The organism is Halomonas sp. McH1-25, assembly GCF_022348165.1.
In the GTDB taxonomy this organism is placed as follows: Bacteria; Pseudomonadota; Gammaproteobacteria; order Pseudomonadales; family Halomonadaceae; genus Modicisalibacter.
In genome coordinates, this window is sequence record NZ_JAKRFI010000007.1 from 128,934 (window position 1) to 146,524 (window position 17,591).

General features: G+C 63.6%; 13 protein-coding genes and 3 tRNA genes. 13 read left to right on the top strand and 3 right to left on the bottom strand.

Annotated elements, in window-relative coordinates:
• Positions 1-173 precede the first annotated feature (173 nt).
• The 10 genes from MHM84_RS21595 (at position 174) to MHM84_RS16895 (ending at position 11,491) form a co-directional block, all read left to right on the top strand.
• Positions 174-4,052 carry an AsmA family protein gene (locus MHM84_RS21595; RefSeq protein WP_239267503.1) on the top strand — a complete coding sequence of 1,293 codons (3,879 nt, stop codon included), beginning with the start codon at positions 174-176 and terminating at the stop codon, positions 4,050-4,052.
• A gap of 75 nt (positions 4,053-4,127) precedes the next feature.
• Positions 4,128-4,637, top strand: coding sequence for a CinA family protein (locus MHM84_RS16855; RefSeq protein WP_239267504.1), 510 nt, complete (start codon positions 4,128-4,130; stop codon positions 4,635-4,637).
• Between the two features lie 168 nt (positions 4,638-4,805).
• Positions 4,806-5,879: a recombinase RecA gene (gene recA, locus MHM84_RS16860; protein WP_239267505.1), complete on the top strand. Its 1,074-nt coding sequence runs from the start codon at positions 4,806-4,808 to the stop codon at positions 5,877-5,879.
• An 8-nt stretch (positions 5,880-5,887) separates the two neighbouring features.
• The gene (locus tag MHM84_RS16865; RefSeq protein ID WP_239267506.1) at positions 5,888-6,367 is read left to right on the top strand and encodes a regulatory protein RecX; all 480 of its coding nucleotides are present in this window, start codon (positions 5,888-5,890) and stop codon (positions 6,365-6,367) included.
• A gap of 173 nt (positions 6,368-6,540) precedes the next feature.
• Positions 6,541-9,144, top strand: coding sequence for an alanine--tRNA ligase (gene alaS, locus MHM84_RS16870; protein ID WP_239267507.1), 2,604 nt, complete (start codon positions 6,541-6,543; stop codon positions 9,142-9,144).
• Positions 9,145-9,265: 121 nt separating this feature from the next.
• Positions 9,266-10,516, top strand: a complete 1,251-nt coding sequence (locus MHM84_RS16875; RefSeq protein WP_239267508.1) for an aspartate kinase — start codon at positions 9,266-9,268, stop codon at positions 10,514-10,516.
• A 202-nt stretch (positions 10,517-10,718) separates the two neighbouring features.
• Positions 10,719-10,916 carry a carbon storage regulator CsrA gene (gene csrA / locus MHM84_RS16880; RefSeq protein WP_239267509.1) on the top strand — a complete coding sequence of 66 codons (198 nt, stop codon included), beginning with the start codon at positions 10,719-10,721 and terminating at the stop codon, positions 10,914-10,916.
• A gap of 177 nt (positions 10,917-11,093) precedes the next feature.
• Positions 11,094-11,186, top strand: a tRNA-Ser gene (locus tag MHM84_RS16885).
• 60 nt (positions 11,187-11,246) lie between these two features.
• A tRNA-Arg gene (locus MHM84_RS16890) sits at positions 11,247-11,323 on the top strand.
• Between the two features lie 91 nt (positions 11,324-11,414).
• Positions 11,415-11,491 (top strand) — tRNA-Arg (locus MHM84_RS16895).
• 173 nt (positions 11,492-11,664) lie between these two features.
• Here MHM84_RS16895 and MHM84_RS16900 read toward each other — a convergent pair.
• On the bottom strand, positions 11,665-12,627 hold the full coding sequence (locus MHM84_RS16900; protein WP_239267510.1) for a tRNA-dihydrouridine synthase family protein: 963 nt from the start codon (positions 12,625-12,627) through the stop codon (positions 11,665-11,667).
• Between the two features lie 166 nt (positions 12,628-12,793).
• Here MHM84_RS16900 and MHM84_RS16905 point away from each other — a divergent pair, with 166 nt between their 5' ends.
• The 3 genes from MHM84_RS16905 to MHM84_RS16915 all read left to right on the top strand — a co-directional run bounded on the left by MHM84_RS16905 (position 12,794) and on the right by MHM84_RS16915 (position 16,280).
• Positions 12,794-13,042, top strand: a complete 249-nt coding sequence (locus tag MHM84_RS16905; RefSeq protein WP_239267511.1) for an OadG family transporter subunit — start codon at positions 12,794-12,796, stop codon at positions 13,040-13,042.
• 82 nt (positions 13,043-13,124) lie between these two features.
• Positions 13,125-14,945 carry a sodium-extruding oxaloacetate decarboxylase subunit alpha gene (gene oadA, locus MHM84_RS16910; RefSeq protein WP_239267512.1) on the top strand — a complete coding sequence of 607 codons (1,821 nt, stop codon included), beginning with the start codon at positions 13,125-13,127 and terminating at the stop codon, positions 14,943-14,945.
• Positions 14,946-14,957: 12 nt separating this feature from the next.
• Positions 14,958-16,280, top strand: a complete 1,323-nt coding sequence (locus MHM84_RS16915) for a sodium ion-translocating decarboxylase subunit beta (protein ID WP_239267513.1) — start codon at positions 14,958-14,960, stop codon at positions 16,278-16,280.
• Between the two features lie 38 nt (positions 16,281-16,318).
• On the opposite strand, the gene MHM84_RS16920 is transcribed toward MHM84_RS16915, so the two are convergent.
• The gene (locus tag MHM84_RS16920) at positions 16,319-16,933 is read right to left on the bottom strand and encodes a YigZ family protein (RefSeq protein WP_239267514.1); all 615 of its coding nucleotides are present in this window, start codon (positions 16,931-16,933) and stop codon (positions 16,319-16,321) included.
• Positions 16,933-17,406, bottom strand: a complete 474-nt coding sequence (locus MHM84_RS16925; protein ID WP_239267515.1) for a LexA family transcriptional regulator — start codon at positions 17,404-17,406, stop codon at positions 16,933-16,935. The genes MHM84_RS16920 and MHM84_RS16925 overlap by 1 nt, the downstream gene beginning before the upstream one ends.
• Positions 17,407-17,591: the final 185 nt, after the last annotated feature.

Consider the following 17,591-nt stretch of genomic DNA (forward strand, 5'->3'; position numbering starts at 1 on the left):
GTCGCCCTGGGGCGTTGCTGGCTGGACATTCTATCGCAGTCCGGTCAGGGGCCGACAGGCCGACATGCACCTGTCCGTCATGGTTATGTCGTCTACGCTCGTAGGGACGCCCTCCGTGATCAGGACGACAGAGGGAGCGACTGACTCGCAGGTAACCGACCCAGGGAGTGGACGTGGCTAAGGCAGCTCGACGTATTCTCGTGACGCTGGCCTGCATCGTGGTGTTGTTGGTGGCCGGCATGTTTCTGCTCGAATCGCAGTGGGCCCGCGCATGGCTGGAAGATCAAGTCAGCCAGCGTTTGAATGGGCGCAACGTCGAGATCGGCAGCCTGAATATCGACTGGGGCTGGCCGCTGACGGCGCATCTCGAGGAGATTACCATTGCCAACCCCGATTGGGCACCGCACGACCGGATGGTGGATATCGAGGCGCTGGAGGTTGCGGTGAATCCCGGGGCGTTACTGACGGGGCAGATCGAGCTGCAACGGCTCGGACTGAGCCAGCCGGTGATTCATCTGGCCAGGCGCGAGGATGGCACCTCGAACTGGGGGGCGTTGACCGACAATCAGGATCAGCAAAGCGGTGGCGGGCTGGGTATCAGTCCCGACATCGTCAGGGTTGACGATGGGCACCTGACCTACCGGGATCCCAACCTGGAGGCGGATCTGAGCGTGGATTTCCATACCCGTAGCGGCGATGGCGGTTCACGCGAGCTGATGATCGAGGCGCAGGGGCGCTTTCAGGGGCTGCCGCTCGAACTCAGTGGCCATGGCGGTTCGCCGTCCGAGGCCTTGGCTGGCAGCGGTGACAACGCTTACCCGGTCACGTTGCAGGGGCATCTCGGCCAGTTGCAGGCGAGCTTCGACGGCCGTCTTCGCGATGTTTCCCAGCCGGCCAGTCTGGAGGGGCAGCTGGCTATGTCCGCCCCTCAGACGGCAAACCTGGCCGCCATGCTCGGTCGCCCCCAACTGGAACTACCCTCGCTCGACGTGCAGGGCCGGATCAGTCATCAGGATCGGCAGTGGTCGTTCAAGGACGCCACGGCCCGCCTGGGCGAGACTCAAGTGCAAGGCTCGGTCAGCGTCTCCCTGGCGGGAGAACGGCCCGAGATCGACGCCCAGCTTCAAGCCGACCGGCTCGATCTGTCTCACTGGGGCTTGCTCGGTGCCGATGGGCAAGCACCGGCGGACCAGGAAAGTACCTCATCCGATCGATCGGTCCCATGGGACCAGCAACTGGCGCAAAAACTCGCCCCGTTGCAGAACTACGATGCGCAGTTCGATCTGGCGGTCGGCCGCCTCGCCTACGCCGACACCGCACTGCACGACGTGACGCTGAAGGGCTCTCTGGAGCAGGGAACGCTGACCGTTCAGCGACTGCATGCCGCACAGGATCAAGCCCAGGACCAGGGGCAGTTCACGGCCCAGGGCCAGGTCGACATTCGCGACGACACGTTGAGCGCCGATCTCGAGGCGCAGCTTTCACAGCTCGACATGGACGCAGCCCTGGCTCCGCTGGGCTATGACGGACTGGGCACTTGGGATGGGCAGCTCGACCTGCAGTTGCCGGCCAATGCCGCAGAGCCGGGCAATCGGCCTCAGATCAGCGCGCAGCTCGATATCGGCCATCTCAACCTGACGCAACTGGGCGTCCTGCCGCAGGACGACCAGTCGGCGGCGTCAGGCGATTCGCAGGAAGAGATGGCCTGGGACCGCCAGTTGGCAGAGCAGCTTGCTCCGCTGCGGCGTGTCGATGCGCAGGTCGATCTCACGGTCGACCGGCTGAGTTATGGCGACTCCCAACTCAATGATATCGCGCTGCAGGGTAGCCTCGATGCAGGCACGGTAGACATAGAACGCCTGCATGCGACCCAGGATCAGGGCGAGCTGACGGCACAGGGCCAGGTCGATATTCGCGAAAAGACACTGACCGCCGACCTCGAGGCTCAGCTGTCCCAGGTCGACATGGACCAGGCGCTGGCCCCGCTGGGCTACGGCGGTCTGGGAACGTGGAATGGGAAACTTGGCCTGCAGTTGCCACCCAACGCCGCAGAGCGGGGCAATCGCCCGACGATCGATGCGCAGCTCGACATCGATCATCTGGACCTGGCGCAGCTGGGCGTGACGCAGGGGGCCGATGAAGAAACAGCCGAGGATGGTGAGACGCCGGGAGACAGTGCCGCCTGGGACCGCGATCTGGCGGAAGGGCTCGAGCCGCTGCGGCGTTTCAATGCACAGGCCGACTTATCGATAGGTCGGTTGAGCTATGGCAATACCCAGCTGCGCAACGTGGCGTTGCAGGGCAGTCTCGAGGCGGGCCGGCTGGATGTACAGAACCTGCATCTGGACCAGGACCGGGGGGCGCTGACGGCCCAGGGCGTACTGAATATCCAGGCGCAGACGCTGAGCGGCGACATCGATGCGCAGCTGTCCCGGTTCGACCTGGGCGAGGCGCTGGCGCCGTTGGGCAGCGGCGACCTGGGCATGTTGGACGGTCGCCTGCATGTGCGACTCGAGGACGGCGAATTGGTGGCGGACGATACCACGCTCGACTATCGCCTGCCCTCGCAGGACCTGTTTCTGCACATCAACGCCGATACCATCGAGCTGGCGGGGGCTTCGGTGCCTGGGGTACGTCTGCAGGGCTACGGACGGCACAACGGCGAATCCTTCGAATACGACCTGCAGGTCGGGCCCTTGCTCAACCTGCGCGACCCCGACAAGCCCTATCCCGTCCAGGGACAAATTACCTCCGATCGATCCAGGTTGATCGTGGACGGCACGATCGAGAAACCGCTGGAACTTGGCCGCATCCAGACCGCGTTCGAACTGTCGGGGCCCAACCCGGCCCGTCTGAACGCACTGACCGAGCTGAACCTGCCCGCCTTGCCGCCCTATGAACTGCAAGGCGAACTGAGAGTCAGGGACGATCTGGTTCGCATGCTGAACCTCGACGGTACGTTCGGCGACAGTGATGTCAGTGGTGACGTTCGCCTGCGCCTGGGTGAACGCAACATGCTGTGGGCGACGCTTCACTCACAGCAGCTGGACCTCGACGATCTGGCGCCGCTCACCGGCAGTCCGCCTGAAACGGGCAGCGGAGAAGCGGCGTCACCCGCCCAGCAGGCACGGGCCCTCCAGGAAGAAGAGCGTCAAGGGCTGTTCCCCGATCGCGAATGGAATCTTCAGGGGCTGCGCAATATGGACGCCGAGGTGCGTTACAGTGCGGACAATGTCGATTCCGAATACGTCCCGCTGTCGAACGTGTCGCTGGACCTGAGCCTGGAAAATGGCGTGCTGACACTCGAGCCGCTGCGCATGGGGCTTGGGGGCGGCACCGTCCTCGCCCAGCTACGGCTGGATGCCCATGGTCAAGTGCTGGATGGCAGTCTCGACCTGTCGGCCCGTCAGGTCAATCTCAAGCCCATCTTGCGCCGTGCCGGCGCGCCGGAAATCGCCGAAGACTCCGCAGGCACGCTGGGAGGCCAGGGGCAGGTGCGTTTTGCCGGTGACTCAATGGACGAGCTCATGGCGAGCCTCGATGGCCGGCTGGAAATGGCGATGTCCGGAGGACGCCTGGACATGCTGCTGATGGAAGGTGTGGGGCTCGATGTGGGCGAAGGGTTGATCGCTGCCTTGGCCGATGCCGACAAGGTGCCCATGCAGTGTGCCTATACTCGGCTGGCTGCCGACAGCGGCATTGCCGCGGTCGAGCAGTTCTTCATCAGTACCGTCGATTCGAACATCACCGGCGGGGGGGAAATCGATCTGGATCGTGAACGCCTGGAGCTGGTCTTCGAGGCGCATCCCAAGGATCCCAGCCTGCTGGCCTCCGACTCACCGATCAGGGTCCAGGGGCCCATCACTTCGCCGCAGATCGGCGTGGTGTCCCGTGAGCTGATCGCACGAGGCGTACTCTCAGTGCTGGGTGCCGTGGTAGCGCCGCCGCTGGCGGTTCTGCCCTGGGTGGAGCCGGGGCTGGGCGAAGGTGTTGGTCCTGGCTGCCGGCAGGTGCTCGACGAATCGCGGGCGCAGGCTGCATCGGAGAACTGAAGGCGCGGGGGTTTCTTCCAAGGGCCATGGCTTCTGTTAAGCTGCGGGGATAGATGTTTCTGGTGAGGAGCCTACGTGACCCCAAACGACGCTTCCCCTGACGCCGAACTGCAAGTCCTTAGCGAGCGTCTGCAGCACGCCTGCCTGGCGCGGCGTCGGTCGGTGACCACCGCCGAATCGTGTACCGGCGGGGGGGTCGCCTGCGCGATCACCGACATCGCGGGCAGCTCCGAGTACTTCGAGACCGGCTACGTAACCTACTCCAATGCCGCCAAGATCCGGCTGCTGAACGTGCCGCAGGCGACCCTTGATGCCTACGGCGCCGTTAGCCGCGAGACGGTGATGGCGATGGTTGCCGGGGCCTGTCGCGAGAGCGGCGCCGATGTCGGCGTGGCGATCAGCGGTGTGGCCGGGCCCGGTGGTGGCAGTGCGCAAAAGCCGGTGGGAACGGTGTGGTTTGCCTGGGGAAACGTGCAGACGCAGCAGGCCGAATGCCAGCGTTTCGATGGCGATCGCCGGGCTGTTCGCGAACAGGCGGTACGCGTTGCCCTCCAAGGATTGATCCGCTGGCTGGAGGAGGCGTGAGCGGTTCGGAATGGGGCATATTTATCCTTGCCGAGGAGTAGGCGAATGGCGAATTTTTCGTCATAATACTGTCTAGCCATACAGTGATTGGCAATGCCAGTCGACGCTGGCGATGCGAGCCCAGAACCGGGTATCGCGCCAACCTACACGTGCTATCAGGAGACATTCATGGCACAGGACGATAACCGTTCCAAAGCGCTCAACGCGGCGCTCTCGCAGATCGAGCGTCAGTTTGGCAAGGGTACCGTGATGCGCCTGGGCGACACGCCTCGTGTGACGATGCCGTCGATTTCCACCGGCTCTCTGGGTCTGGATATCGCTCTGGGCATCGGCGGTCTACCGCTGGGTCGTGTCGTCGAGATCTTCGGGCCGGAGTCCTCGGGCAAGACCACGCTGACCCTGTCGGTCATCGCCCAGGCCCAGAAGCAGGGCAAGACCTGCGCCTTCATCGATGCCGAGCATGCGCTCGATCCGAGCTACGCCGAGAAGCTGGGCGTCAACCTCGACGACCTGTTGGTCTCGCAGCCGGACACCGGCGAACAGGCGCTGGAAATCTGCGACATGCTGGTGCGCTCCGGCGGGGTCGACGTGATCATCATCGACTCGGTGGCCGCCCTGACGCCGCGTGCCGAGATCGAAGGCGAAATGGGCGACTCTCACGTCGGCCTGCAGGCCCGCCTGATGTCCCAGGCCTTGCGCAAGATCACCGGTAATATCAAGAACGCCAACTGCATGGTGGTGTTCATCAACCAGATCCGCATGAAGATCGGTGTGATGTTCGGTAGTCCCGAAACCACCACCGGCGGTAACGCACTCAAGTTCTACTCCAGTGTGCGCCTCGATATCCGCCGTACCGGTTCGGTCAAGCAGGGCGACGAGGTGACCGGCAACGAGACCCGCGTCAAGGTCGTCAAGAACAAGGTGTCGCCGCCGTTTCGCCAGGCCGAGTTCCAGATCCTCTACGGCAAGGGCATCTACCATGCCGGCGAGGTGGTCGACCTGGGCGTACAGTGCAAGCTGGTCGATAAGGCGGGCGCCTGGTACAGCTATCAGGGCAACAAGATCGGTCAGGGCAAGGCCAACGCGGCCCAGTTCCTCGAGGACAATCCGGCGATCATGGAAGAGATCGAGAGCCAGATCCGCGCCCAGTTGCTGACCACGGTCGAGCCCAAGGCCAAGGATGCCCAGCCGGAACAGGAAGCGGCGGCCATCGACGACGATAACGACGATACGCTGCTGTAACCTCCGTCATGTCCGGCCGCGTTTCGCCCCAGGAAAGCTCGCCACGCGACGATGCCATTCGCCTGCTGGCTCGGCGCGAGTACGCTCGCGCCGAGCTGGAGCGCCGCCTGGGCGCCAAGGGTCATGCGCTCGATGATATCGAGCGGGCCCTCGATGCGCTGGCCGCCGAAGGGCTGCAATCCGACGAACGCTTCGCCGAGATATTCGTGCGTTCACGCATCGCTCGCGGGCAGGGCCCGATCAAGATTCGTGCCGAACTCGGTGAGCGCGGCATTGCCGCCGAACAGGCCCGACAGGCATTCGACGAGGCCCAGGCCCGCGAGGCGGTGGACTGGTGCGCGCTGGCCTGTGAAACTTTGGCCAAACGCTTTACCGGCCCCGGCGAGGGGCCGCGGGAACGCGCCCGGCGGGAACGCTTCCTGGCCGGGCGCGGCTTCGACTTCGACCAGGTGCGTCATGCATTGGCGCATGCCTGGGACCACGCTTAGTTTCCCTCCTTTCCCTTTTGCCCCTTTAGTCGCTTGACAAGTGCGTTATACTAGTGCGCCTTGCTTACGGCCCCGGGTGGCGCCTTTTCGTTCACGCCAAGCCATCGGCTACCCAAGTTTTGGGTGGTGACCGCTCGCCCGCAGCGCCAAACGCTCATTTCCACGGGTTTTCTATGAAAAGCGCAGACATCAGACAGGCCTTTTTGACCTTCTTCGAAGAGCAGGGGCACACCATCGTACCGTCGAGCTCGCTGGTGCCGGACAACGATCCGACCCTGCTGTTCACCAATGCCGGCATGGTGCCGTTCAAGGACGTCTTCCTGGGCCGCGATCCGCGCCCCTACGTGCGCGCGACATCGGCGCAGCGCTGCGTGCGCGCGGGCGGCAAGCACAACGATCTCGATAACGTCGGCTACACCGCACGTCACCACACCTTCTTCGAAATGCTGGGCAATTTCAGCTTCGGCGACTATTTCAAGCGCGATGCCATTCGCTTCGCCTGGACGTTCCTCACCGAGCGCCTGGGGCTACCCGCCGAGAAGTTGTGGGTCACGGTGCACGTCAGCGACGACGAGGCCGAGAAGATCTGGAAGGAAGAGATCGGTATCGACCCCGAGCGCTTCTCGCGACTCGACGAGGACAACTTCTGGCAGATGGGCGATACAGGCCCCTGCGGCCCGTCGTCGGAGATCTTCTTCGATCACGGCCCCGACGTCTTCGGTGGCCCTCCCGGCAGCCCGGACGAGGATGGCGATCGCTACATCGAGATCTGGAACCTGGTCTTCATGCAGTTCGATCGCGATGCCGCCGGCAACCTGAACCCGTTGCCCAAGCCGTCGATCGACACCGGCATGGGGCTGGAGCGTGTCGCCGCGGTGCTGCAGGGCGTGCATTCCAACTACGAGATCGACCTGTTCCAGAACCTGCTCGAGGCCGCCGCCGAGATCATCGGGCACGGCGATACCACGACGCCGTCACTGCGTGTCATTGCCGACCATATCCGTTCCTGTGCGTTCCTGATCACCGATGGCGTGCTGCCCTCCAATGAAGGACGCGGCTACGTGCTGCGCCGGATCATTCGTCGCGCCATCCGTCACGGTCACAAGCTCGGTGCCCGCGAGGCGTTCTTCCACAAGCTGGTCGCCGCACTGGATGCCGAGATGGGCGATGCCTATCCGGAGCTGCGCAAGGCGCGCGCGCAGATCGAGAAGGTCCTGCTCAAGGAAGAAGAGCAGTTCGCGCGTACGCTCGATCACGGCATGGGCCTGCTCGAGGCGGCACTCGGCGAGCTGTCCGGCGATACGCTGCCCGGCGAAACCGTCTTCAAGCTCTACGACACTTACGGCTTCCCCTACGACCTGACCGCCGACATCTGCCGCGAACGCGGCGTGACCCTGGACGAGGTGGGCTTCCAGCGCGAACTCGAGGCGCAGCGCGAGCGGGCGCGTGCCGCCAGTCAGTTCGGTGCCGATTACTCGGCCAGCGTCGAGGTCGAAGGCAAGACCGAATTCACCGGCTATGACCAGTTGGAGGGCGAGGCCCGTATCACCGCCCTGGTCGACGAGAGCGGCAATGCTCTCGCTGAACTCGACGAGGGCGCCAAGGGCGTGGTCGTTCTCGACCGCACCCCGTTCTACGGCGAGTCGGGCGGCCAGGTCGGCGATACCGGTTATCTCGAAGCCGACGGCGTGCGCTTTCAGGTCACCGACACCCAGAAGCAGGCCGGGCATCACTTGCATCATGGGGTAGTCGTCGCTGGCCGCCTGAGTGTGGGCGGCACGGTACGCCCACGCGTCGATGCCAGTCTGCGTGCCGCGACCATGCGCAATCACTCGGCGACCCACCTGCTCCACGAGGCGCTCAAGCGGGTGCTCGGCGATCACGTCCAGCAGAAGGGCTCGTTGGTTAGCGCCGAGCGGCTGCGTTTCGACTTCAGTCATTTCGAGGCCATGACCCGCGAACAGCTCGCCGAGGTGGAAGCCATCGTCAACCAGCAGGTCCTGGCCAACGCCGCTACATGTATCGAGCACATGACGCTCGACGAGGCCAAGGCCAAGGGAGCGGCTGCGTTGTTCGAAGCCAAGTACGGCGACGACGTGCGCGTGCTGACCATCGGTGCCGACGATTTCTCCATCGAACTATGCGGCGGCACCCATGTGGCGCGCAGCGGCGATATCGGTGCCTTCCACATTCTCGCCGAGACCGGCATTGCTGCCGGCGTGCGGCGCATCGAGGCGGTGACCGGGGAGGGGGCACTCGACTACTTCCGCGATCAGGAAGCCAGCCTCGTGCGCCTTGGCGAACGCCTCAAGGCCAAGCCCGAGCAGGTCGAGGAGCGTGTCGAGTCGTTGATCGAACGCAACCGGACCTTGGAGAAGGAACTGGAGCGGCTCAAGGCCAAGCTGGCCAGTGCAGCGAGCAGCGACATGCTGGCCGAGGCCAGTGACGTTGCCGGCGTCAAGGTGCTGGCCAAGCAGGTCGAGGGCGTGTCCGGCAAGGAGCTGCGTGGCCTCATGGATCAGCTCAAGAACAAGCTGGGCTCCGGCATTTTGGTGCTGGGCGCGGCGGAAGGTGGCAAGGTCAGCCTGATCGCCGGCGTGACCGACGACCTGACCTCGCGCATCAGGGCCGGTGAGCTGGTCAATCATGTGGCGGCTCAGGTCGGCGGCAAGGGGGGCGGCCGGGCCGACATGGCCCAGGCGGGGGGCAGCGATGGGGCTGCGCTGCCCGGCGCGCTGGCCAGTGTGCCGGAGTGGGTCTCGTCGCAACTGAGCTAGAATCGAGTCAAGGGCCGGGTGGCGGATTGCCTCGGCCCTTTCTTGTATGTGACGTTCGAGCTTTATAGTTGACGTTCGGGTTTCGACGTTTTCATTCACGAACACCACGGATAGGCATGTTATGGCGCTATACGTACAGAAATTCGGCGGCACCTCGGTGGGCTCGGTAGAGCGCATCAAGGCCGTGGCCGACAAGGTCAAGCGGTTTCGTGACGATGGCCACCAGGTCGTCGTCGTCGTCTCGGCAATGAGTGGCGAGACCAATCGCCTCATCGAGCTTGCCGGGCAGATCAACGACGAGCCGACGCCGCGCGAGATGGACATGCTGGTGTCCACCGGCGAGCAGGTGACGATCTCGTTGCTGGCCATGGCCCTGCAGAAACTGGGGGTGCCGGCGACGTCCTACACCGGCGCGCAAGTCGGCATCCAGACCGACAGTGCGCACACCAAGGCGCGTATCCAGCGCATCGAGACCGACGATGTGCGTGCAGATCTTGCCGAGGGCAAGGTCATCGTTGTCGCCGGCTTCCAGGGGGTCGATGAGGAAGGCAACATCACCACGCTAGGGCGCGGCGGTTCCGATACCACTGGTGTGGCGTTGGCTGCAGCGCTCAAGGCCGACGAGTGCCAGATCTATACCGACGTCGATGGCGTCTACACCACCGACCCGCGTGTCTGCGCCAAGGCGCAGCGTCTCGAGACCGTTACCGTCGAAGAGATGCTCGAGCTGGCGAGTCTGGGCTCCAAGGTCTTGCAGATCCGTGCCGTCGAGTTCGCCGGCAAGTACAACGTGCCCCTGCGCGTGCTGTCCAGCTTCGAGGATGGCCCGGGGACCCTGATCGTCGCAGAATCAGATGAAGAAGAGGATTCCATGGAAGAGCCGCTCATTTCCGGCATCGCCTTTACCGCTAACGAAGCCAAGCTGACCCTGCTCAACACGCCGGACGTGCCGGGCGTGGCCTCGCGCATCCTGGGCCCGATCGCCGATGCCAACATCGAAGTCGACATGATCGTCCAGAACGTGGCGCCGGCAGGAGATTACACCGACTTCACCTTCACCGTCGCCAAGGGTGACTACAAGCAGACCATGAAGATCCTCAAGGATCAGGTCATTCCCGACCTCGGGGGCGGTGAACTGCGTGGCGACGACAATATCGCCAAGGTGTCTCTCGTCGGTGTCGGCATGCGCTCCCACGCCGGGGTGGCGTCCAAGATGTTCCGCACGCTGGCCGAGGAAAACATTAACATCCGCATGGTCTCGACTTCAGAAATCAAGATTTCAGTCGTTATAGATGAAAAGCAGATGGAATTGGCCGTGCGTTCCCTGCACAAAGCCTTCGGTCTGGACAAAGACAGCGTGGAAAGCGAGTAACGGAGTGCAGAGTTGTACATGCGTTCTACGCTGGGGGTGTAGGGATACCGAAAGGCCGTGGTCGGCCTTTCATTCAACGAAACTATCAGGTGTCATTACGCCCCAATTGGTCATGGAGTCGTGTATGTCGCATAATCGTGCCGGCCCAGGTTCCAAATAGGCGCAGTGCACCCCGTTGGAAGAAGTCTGAAAGGAGATCAGCATGCTCATCCTGACTCGCCGTGTTGGCGAAACGTTGATGATAGGTGACGAGATTACCGTCACCGTGCTAGGTGTGAAAGGTAACCAGGTTCGCATTGGTGTCAATGCACCGAAGGACGTTGCAGTACATCGTGAAGAGATTTATCAACGCATTCAGCGCGAACGATCCGATGACGATGACAATAGCGGCAATCGCTGAAGTGTAGCGGGGTGTTGTGACAGCAATAAAACAATAAGATGCCAGGGCCCCGTAGACGTTCGTCCAGCGACGGGAGTTCGGTCATTCCGGTGGGCTCCAGTGCCACTTGTAGAAAAATCCCGCTTGAGGGTGGACAAGGACCAGCAGAATCGGTAACCTACGCGCCGTGTTGATGAGGGAGAGATGGCCGAGTGGCTGAAGGCGCTCCCCTGCTAAGGGAGTATAGGGTTTATAGCCCTATCGAGGGTTCGAATCCCTCTCTCTCCGCCATTCAAAGCTGTGGAATGGCATCGGCACAGCAACGATGTCCATGGTTCGCCATGAGATCAAGCGCCCGTAGCTCAGCTGGATAGAGTACCTGACTACGAATCAGGTGGTCGGAGGTTCGAATCCTCCCGGGCGCGCCATCTTGCTTATGACAGAGTCGCTTGTAGCTGAAGTAATGAAACGCTCTGTCATGTTCCGGATTGCGGAACGCGCCACAGATATGTTCGATTAGCGCCCGTAGCTCAGCTGGATAGAGTACCTGACTACGAATCAGGTGGTCGGAGGTTCGAATCCTCCCGGGCGCGCCAGATTCCTTACACGCCCTCCTTTTGGAGGGCGTGTTCTGTTTTATACGACAGATTTTTCCATGACTGCATAGAAGGCTTTGCCATCCGGTGAAGCGTTCGTCGATCGCTTCAGGCGTGCCCTTTGTGGCACGCCTTTTTTTCGTTCACGGCGGCGTCGACGTGGGTCTTGGCTCCTAGGCCCGGTTACCGTGTTGGGGCGAGCAGGGTTCGGGAGACGTCAGGCCTGCCAGGAACGCTGCCAGGCGGGTCTCCCGGCGCAGGATGGCAAAGCGCGCAGCAGCTTCCGCGTCCCTGGCGCGCATCTGGTTCAACCACTGCTTGAGCAGCGAGACGACGACCTTGTCGGGCAGGTTGGCCTGCTGACGGCGAGCATAGGCTTCCAGGATGGCGGCGCGTCGTATCCAGGGGGTGTCGGGTAGGCGCTCTCCGCTGCGCTGCCAATGCCGGATGCGTTGAGCCAGGTCGGGGTCGGCGAGCATGCCGCGCCCCAGCATCACATCCTCGCAGCCGGATAGGCTGCGTGCCTTCCAGTAATCATCGAGTGTCCAGATATCGCCGTTGGCAATGACCGGTATCGACAACTGATGACGGATACGCGCGATCCACTCCCAGTGGGCCGGCGGTCGGTAGCCTTCGTTACGCGTGCGTGCGTGCACGACCAGATGACGGGCACCACCGGCCTCGGCGGCCTCGGCACAGGCCAGCGCCAGTCGCCGGTCGGCAAAGCCCAAGCGGACCTTGGCAGTGACCGGCACGGCACCGTCTGCCGCATTGGCGACCGCCTCCACGACGCGAAAGACACGCTCGGGATCGCGCAGCAACGAGGCGCCGCCGTCGTGGCGATTGACCGTCTTGGCAGGGCACCCGAAGTTGAGGTCGAGCCCCGTGGCGCCGAGGCGAATGGCCTGGTGGGCATTGGCTGCAAGCGCCTGCGGGTCGGAGCCTAGCAACTGTAGGTGCACCGGAATGCCGCTGGGGGTCGCAACGCACGGCTCGCGCAGTTCGGGACAATGCTTATAGAACACGCGCGGCGGCAGACGGGCATCGACCACGCGTACGAACTCGGTCACGGTCCAGTCGAGACCTTCCTGCATGGTCAGCAGGTCGCGGGTGATCGCGTCGATGGTGCCTTCCATGGGCGCTAGGCCGATTCGGCCACGATGTAGTAAATTAACCACGAGACAACCCAACCATGGTGTGATTGCAAACGCCGTGAATTCAGGCAGGTTATTGTACCAAGTGCAATGCCGCTGCCGAGGTGCAGCGACAGGATACAGGCTGCTGCAGTGATAGGAGACCGCGATGAGTGACTCGCAGCTGATACAGGAAGGGTTGAGCCTGATGGCCTTCGGCATGGGGTTCGTGTTCGTCTTCCTGACGTTGCTGGTGTTCGCCACGACCGGAATGTCTCGCCTGGTGATGCGTTTCGTGCCGGCGCCCGTGAAGGAGGAAGCGTCTCGTCAGGCGCCGCCTCCTGCACGGACGGACGACGACGTGATGGCAGCGATCAGTGTGGCGGTGCACCGTTACCGCCAGCGGCACCGGCGCTGAGGCAGACAAGGAAATCAGGCCGGGCGGGAGCTGCGTTGCGCCTCGTCCAGCATCGTTCAAGGGATACAAAGGGCCATAATCCATGACCGAGAATCGACGTCCACTGGGCATCACCGATGTGGTGCTGCGCGATGCCCACCAATCGCTATTCGCCACACGCCTGCGCCTGGACGACATGCTGCCGATCGCCGAGAAGCTCGACCGGGTCGGTTTCTGGTCGGTGGAGTCGTGGGGCGGGGCGACCTTCGACGCCTGCATCCGTTACCTGGGCGAGGATCCCTGGGCGCGGATTCGCGCACTCAAGGAGGCGATGCCCAACACGCGTCAGCAGATGCTGCTGCGTGGTCAGAATCTGCTCGGTTACCGGCATTACGCCGATGATGTGGTGGACCGATTCGTCGAGCGTGCGCGCACCAACGGCGTCGACGTGTTCCGCGTATTCGATGCCATGAACGACCCGCGCAACCTGGAACGCGCACTGCAGGCAGTGATCGAGCAGGACGGTCACGCCCAGGGCACCATTTCCTATACCGTCAGCCCGGTGCACACGCTCGAAGGTTGGGTCGATCTGGCCCGGCGCATCGAGGGCATGGGCGCCCACTCCATCGCCATCAAGGACATGGCCGGTCTGCTCACGCCATACACCGCCTATGAACTGGTGTCGCGCCTCAAGCAGCATCTGTCGATTCCGATCCAGTTGCATTGTCATGCCACTACCGGCCTGTCGACGGCGACCATCGTCAAGGCGGTCGAGGCGGGCATCGACACTGTCGATACCGCGATCTCCTCGATGTCGATGACCTACGGCCACAGTCCCACCGAATCGGTGGTGGCGATCATGCAGGAGACCGAGCGCGACACCGGGCTCGATCTGGCGCTGCTCGAGGACATCGCCGCCTACTTCCGCGAGGTGCGCAAGAAGTACGCGGCCTTCGAGGGCGCACTCAAGGGCATCGATTCACGCATCCTGCTGGCCCAGGTGCCGGGCGGCATGCTCACCAACATGGAAGGTCAGCTCAAGGAGCAGGGTGCCGGCGACAAGCTCGACGACGTGCTCAGCGAGATCCCCAGGGTGCGTGAAGACCTGGGCTTCATCCCGCTGGTCACCCCGACGTCGCAGATCGTCGGTACCCAGGCGGTGATGAACGTGATGATGGGCGAGCGCTACAAGTCCATCTCCAAGGAGGTCCAGGCCCTGCTCAAGGGCGAATACGGTGCCGCGCCAGCTGAGTTCAACAAGGAACTGCAGAGCCGCGTACTCGAGGGTGGCGAGCCGATCACCGTGCGCCCGGCGGACAACCTCGCCCCCGAAATGGATCGCCTGCAGGAAGAGCTGCGCAGCAAGGCGCGCGATGAGGGTATCCGCCTGGAGGAGGGCGAGCGCGAGATCGACGACGTGCTCACCTATGCGCTGTTCCCGCAGATCGGCCTCAAGTTCCTCAAGAACCGCGACAACCCCGATGCCTTCGAGCCGGTGCCGCAGGCGCCTGCCAAGGACGCGCCGACAACGCCGGCGGCGAGTGCCCAGGCAGAGGCGAGCGGGCCGGAGACCTACACGGTCACGGTCAATGGCAAGCAGTACGTGGTCGAGGTGGCCGAGGGCGGCGACATCAGCCAGGTCCAGGCCGGTGGCGGACAAGGCGCCGCTAGCGGTACCGCCGTCTCCCGCGACGAGGCCTCGGCGCCGTCGTCCGGCGAGACGGTGACGGCACCGCTGGCCGGCAACATCTTCAAGGTCAACGTCAAGCCGGGCGACAGCGTCGCCGAAGGCGACGTGGTGATCATTCTCGAGGCCATGAAGATGGAAACCGAAGTGCGTGCCGCCAATGCCGGCACGGTATCCGAGATCAAGGTCAAGGAAGGCGACAGCGTATCGGTCGGCGATACCCTGATCGTGCTTTAAGGATACCGCGCCATGGAAAAACTGCTGACACTCTGGTACGGCTCGGGGCTCTACAACCTGGGCCTCGGCCAGGCGGTGATGATCGTCGTCGGGCTGTTGCTGCTCTATCTGGCCATCGCCAAGAAATTCGAACCGCTGCTGCTGGTGCCGATCGGCTTCGGCGGCATTCTCGCCAACATTCCCGAGGCCGGGCTGGCACTGTCGGCCGCCGAACAGGCTGCACACCTGGCCCGGCCTGCGGTGCTCGAGCAGGTCGCCGCTGCGCTCAACCTGGGCCTGGACGCCACGGCTGGGCTCGACGCCTGGCGTCACCAGATCGGAGAGGTGCTGCATGGCGACGTTTCACCGGCGCTGATCCGGGCCGCCAATGATGTCGCCATGGATGCCGGTTTCACCCACGGCATGCTCTACAACTTCTACAGCGTGGCCATCGCCTCGGGCATCGCGCCGCTGGTGATCTTCATGGGCGTCGGCGCGATGACCGATTTCGGCCCGCTGCTGGCTAATCCGCGCACCCTGTTCCTGGGCGCCGCGGCGCAGTTCGGCATCTTCGCCACGCTGCTCGGTGCGGTGGGCTTCACGGCACTGGGCTGGATGGACTTCTCGCTTCAGCAGGCCGCTGCCATCGGCATCATCGGCGGCGCCGACGGGCCGACCTCGATCTATGTCGCCAGCCTGCTGGCGCCGGAGTTGCTGGGGGCGATTGCCGTGGCCTCCTACTCCTACATGGCCCTGGTCCCGCTGATCCAGCCGCCGATCATGCGCGCGCTGACCACCGAGGACGAGCGCCGCATCGTCATGAAGCAGCTGCGCCCGGTCTCCAAGGTCGAGAAGATCTGCTTCCCGCTGGTGCTGCTGATCCTGGTGGTATTGTTCCTGCCCGATGCCGCACCGCTGCTGGGCATGTTCTGCTTCGGCAACCTGATGCGCGAATGCGGCGTGGTCGAGCGACTCTCGGACACCGCGCAGAACGCCCTGATCAACATCGTCACCATCTTTCTCGGCCTGTCGGTGGGCTCCAAGCTGATCGCCGACCGTTTCCTGGCCGTGGAAACGCTCGGCATCCTCGGCCTGGGGATCGTCGCCTTCGGCATCGGTACGGCCTGTGGCGTGCTGATGGCCAAGTTGATGAACCGCGTGAGCAAGATGCCGATCAATCCGCTGATCGGCTCGGCCGGGGTCTCCGCGGTGCCCATGGCGGCGCGCGTCTCCAACAAGATCGGCCTGGAATACAACCCCCACAACTTTCTGCTGATGCATGCCATGGGACCGAACGTGGCGGGGGTCATCGGGTCGGCCGTGGCGGCCGGCGTAATGATCAAGTACCTGGGGTGACGACTTACGATCGTGACAGAGCGAGCCTTGTCCGGATGTCAGTCGAGGCGGGCGATATTGCCTTTGAGGCGGGCTTCGAGCGGGGTGAGGTCGACCGGTTCGTCGCTCGGCCAGCCGACGGTGAGCATGACGCCGCTGCCGTCGTAGTCGGCGGCAGCGATGGGAATGGCCTGGCCGGCGAGCCAATGGCGGGCTTCCGCCTCGCCGGCGAAATCGAGGTGTAGCCTGACGTGACGGCGTTCGGTGAATTCGGCCAGTGGCAGGGTCTCGAGCGCCTTCTGCACGGCCTGGGAGTAGGCGCGTACCAACCCGCCGGTGCCCAGCTTGGTGCCGCCGAAGTAGCGCGTCACTACGCAGCCGATCTGGCCGATGGCGGCACCCTCGAGTACCTGGAACATCGGGCGGCCGGCGGTGCCGCCGGGCTCGCCGTCGTCGGAGAAGCCGATGGCGGTCTGTTCGCCGGGCGGGCCGGCGACGAAGGCGCTGCAATGATGACTGGCGCCCGGATAGGTCGTGCGGGCCCGGGCGAGCAGAGCCTCGAAGTGCGCCGTATCGGGGGCATGGCATACCCAGGCGATGAAGCGGCTGCGCTCGATCTCGATTTCGGCGACGTGGAACGCCCCTTCATCGAGGCGGGGGATGGCGTAGGGCATCAGGCCGCCACACTGGGTTGCCGCATCACGCCCATCACCAGCCCAAGCACCTGCACGTCGTCGTTCTTCAGGTAGATCGGTTCCATGGTGTCGTTGGCCGGCTGCAGGCGGACGCCGGACTTGTCGATATAGAGCTTCTTCAGCGTGACTTCCTGATTGTTGATCATCACCACGGCGGTTTCACCGTTCTCGGCGGATTCGTAGCGCTCGATGATGATCACGTCGCCATCATGAATGTTGCAGTCGATCATCGAGTTGCCGCGTACGCGCAGGGCATAGGTGTTGCGACGCACCATGCGCGAGGGAATCCTGACGCTGCTTGCATCCGGACAGGCCTCTATCGGCAGGCCGGCTGTGACCAGGCCAAGCAGGGGGATCTCGACGAGATCGGTCGCGTCAATTTCTTCCCACGCGCCATCGATCAGTGGCAGGTTGGGTAGACGGTGCAGGTAGTGCGGAGTCGTTTGCTGCATGACCTTCTCCCTTGGGAATCGCGCTGGGTGGTGAAGAAGTGCCGGCGTCCGCGCCTGTCGCCACCTCGAGCATCGATCCATGTAGCGATTCCTGACGATGAAGCCAGCATCATAGCAAGCGTGGCGGGGCGGGCAAATGCGGCACGTACCGCAGGTGCGCCATGCATTCAACGGCTGCGACGGGC